The sequence below is a fragment of the Piscibacillus salipiscarius JCM 13188 genome (assembly GCF_001311865.1).
Taxonomy (GTDB): Bacteria; Bacillota; Bacilli; order Bacillales; family Alkalibacillaceae; genus Piscibacillus; species Piscibacillus salipiscarius.
The window spans coordinates 1-3174 of the sequence record NZ_BBCD01000046.1 but is presented as its reverse complement, the minus strand read 5'-3'; the positions used below and the strand labels follow the sequence as shown (position 1 = coordinate 3174).

Below are 3174 nucleotides of genomic sequence, written 5' to 3'. Positions count from 1 at the left end.
GTTTTTACGTCCGGTTTTTCTTATTAGGAATGTTGTTAATGGGAAATGATACCGAGGTTCAGGCATCGACTACTTTAGAATATGGAAATACGGGACAAGAAGTACAAGATCTTCAAGGGAAATTGTATAGAATGGGATATTTAAACGTCGAACCTACGGGATATTTCGGCCCTTTAACCGAAAGAGCGGTTAAAGATTTCCAATATGATGCCAATCTTTGGGTGGACGGAATTGTTGGAACTAAGACGCGATATCAAATTGACAATGTTGAGATAATGGCAAGGGTTGTACATGGTGAAGCAAGAGGTGAATCCTATGAGGGTAAGGTGGCCGTGGCAGCCGTTATTTTAAACCGAGAAGGTTCAGTTCACTTCCCTAATACGATTCGCAATGTTATATTACAACAGAATGCTTTCACTGCCGTCCATGATGGACAATATAATCTTCCACCAAGTCCCGTTGCTTATCAAGCTGTAATGGACGCGGTTAATGGTTATGACCCAACACAAGGTTCAACCTATTATTATAATCCTGATATAGCTACCAATGAGTGGATTTTTACTCGTGAGACAGTCACTGAAATTGGAAATCATACATTTGCAGAATAATAAACTTGAATTAATGATAAACATAGAAAAACCTAGTAATAGACTTTTAAACGATCATATATAATGGAAATGAGAAAAATGGGCTACCAACTGTTAAGGTAGCCCATTCTTTAACTTACTTATTATTTTCAGTTATTAAAAATTCATTTAAAGTTAATGAAACAATCCCGTTTCTCTCGACTTCTTCATTAATTGGTGTGTATACTTGTTCAAACGCGCTTTAAATAGGGCGCCCACAAGTAATGCCACTAGTCCAAATGTCGAAAGGATCGCTGCATCATGTTGTACTTTAGTCCAAACAATTCCTCCCACAGCTTCACGCATCAAGTTAATCGCATAGGTGAAAGGAAGGAAAGAATGAATGGATTGAAAGAATTCTGGTAATAAATCCACTGGATACGTTCCTCCAGCACCTGCGATTTGTAAAACAAGGAAAACAATAGCTAAAGCTTTTCCAATATCACCAAACACCGACACTAAAGTATAAACAATGGTGATAAACACAAAGCTCGATAAAAGCCCAAATAATATAAACCAAACTGGTTCTTGGACATTTACACCCAGTAGATACATATCACCTAATGTCACAATGATGGTTTGAATCATGCCAATCGTGACAAAGGTCAATAATCTGCCAAAGTAAATCTGTCTTCCTGTATACGGTTCTATGTGATGCGGATCGGTTGCCAATAAAGAAACCAATAATAATCCACCAACCCATATCGCCAATACGGTATAAAACGGTGTCATGCCTGTACCATAATTTTCAATAGGAAACAGTTTGTTTTGATTCAGCTTGACGGGTTCTTCAAAAAAGCTTTCCTCTGCTTCAGGATCGTTTTCTAATAGCTCGATAATTTCCTCTAAATCCGTTTCTCCTTGGATCTGACGGATCTCATCAGCCAGTTCATTTATTTTCGTATTAATATACGGATATTCCGCTAAAACACTCTCTAATAAATCTTCACCATCTGCTAAATTAGTTGCGGTTCGATTTAATATGTTTTGTGCTTCTGGAATCGTATTTTGAACCTTGGTTAAAATGCTTTTCGCCGATTCTAATGAACTTTTGCATGTTGAATTTCTTCTCTAACACGAGGTTCAATCGTTTCTTTATATTCGGTAATAAAAGCATCCAATCGCTCATTCGTGAATTGAGCCGTTTCTCGTAAGTTAGCCATCATATCTTCTAACTCTTGATTATGTTCCGCAATCATCTCATCAACTTGATTAAGTTGTTTTTGCAATTCTTGTAAGGTAGCTTTCATTGCTGCCAGTTCATTTAATGCATTTTCAATCTGTTCTTGATTATTCTCTTCTGATTGACCTGAATCTTCTCCCGAATCCTCACCAGATTCCTGTTCTTCTTGAATTTGTTGTAAAATTTCCTCTACTGTTTCAATAGATGTAACCGTACTATTAATTTGTTCATTCCAATTGTTCATTTGCTCGTTCATATCCAGTAAATCCATTGAAGATGGTTCAACGGATTCTAAAAACTCATTCGTATCTTGAATGGCCTGTTGGATGGTGTTCAAATCCTCGTTCACTCGTGGTGCTATCTCATCTAAACGTTCTTCTGCATCATTAATAAAATTCAAGGTCTCGTTTACTGTCGAAAGCCCTTGATTAGACGCTTCTTCTACGCGTGGAATAAGGTTAAGAGCATCATGGATCATGACCTCGGCGTTTTCAGCATCAGAGAGTGATTCGTCCAAAACCTCTTTTATTTCAGGTAACTTTTCTTCAATTGTAAAAACATAATCCTCGAATTGCCTTATATCAGGTAGAGAGCTTTGTAATTCATGGCCAAGTTGATTAAACATATCAAAAATTACGCCATTGACAGTTGAGATAAAGCTTGAGCTTATTTCCTCAACGATTGTGGTAGCTCCTTTATCGGTAATCTTCGGAGCAATCGCGTTAATTTTTTCATTCACATAATAATTAACTTCGGCTTTTGTGGGTTGATCATTAATCACAGTCCCCAATTTCTCAGAAAAGTCATCGGGAATCACAATGACGGCATAGTAGTCTCCATATTCTACTTTATCCATGGCTGTCTCTTCATCGACAAACTGCCAGTCCATTGAATCATTATCTTTTAGTTGTTCGACTAATTCATTTCCTACATGGATCTCTTCATCACGCACTGTAGACCCTGTATCATTATTGACAACACCGACTTTAATTTGATCCGTCTGTCCATATGGGTCCCAAGATGCTTCAATATTCATCCACGCATACAATGACGGAAGTATCATTAATCCACCAATAAAATCGCGGCTACCCAGTTTGTTGAAATGTTTTTTAAGTCTTTCAAGTATAAATGCATACTGTTCTTCATATATTTCGCCTTCTCCTTGTAGTTAAAAATCCACATAAACATTATACCGAATTCGGCTAGTCACACTTAAATGTATTGCTTTGGGCTTAACATTATTGCATCTTATTTTTGCCCGAATTTCAATAATAAACATAAAAAAAGAACCGGATTAACCGGCTCTTTTTTAAGTGGTTAGCTCACCTGCTCAGGTGAGTTTACTTAATAAATTTTAATGGACAA

At 37.0% G+C, this 3174-nt stretch carries 3 protein-coding genes; 1 reads left to right on the top strand and 2 read right to left on the bottom strand.

Annotated elements, in window-relative coordinates:
* Positions 1 to 608 (top strand): cell wall hydrolase (locus JCM13188_RS17070; protein WP_369405131.1); only part of this gene is annotated, 608 nt, incomplete at its 5' end.
* A gap of 153 nt (positions 609 to 761) precedes the next feature.
* On the opposite strand, the gene JCM13188_RS21610 is transcribed toward JCM13188_RS17070, so the two are convergent.
* On the bottom strand, positions 762 to 1502 hold the full coding sequence (locus tag JCM13188_RS21610) for a YhgE/Pip family protein (RefSeq protein ID WP_500796502.1): 741 nt from the start codon (positions 1500 to 1502) through the stop codon (positions 762 to 764).
* Between the two features lie 164 nt (positions 1503 to 1666).
* A complete protein-coding gene (locus tag JCM13188_RS21605; protein WP_369405130.1) occupies positions 1667 to 2872 on the bottom strand; it encodes a YhgE/Pip family protein in 1206 nt (401 codons plus the stop codon).
* Positions 2873 to 3174 lie beyond the last annotated feature (302 nt).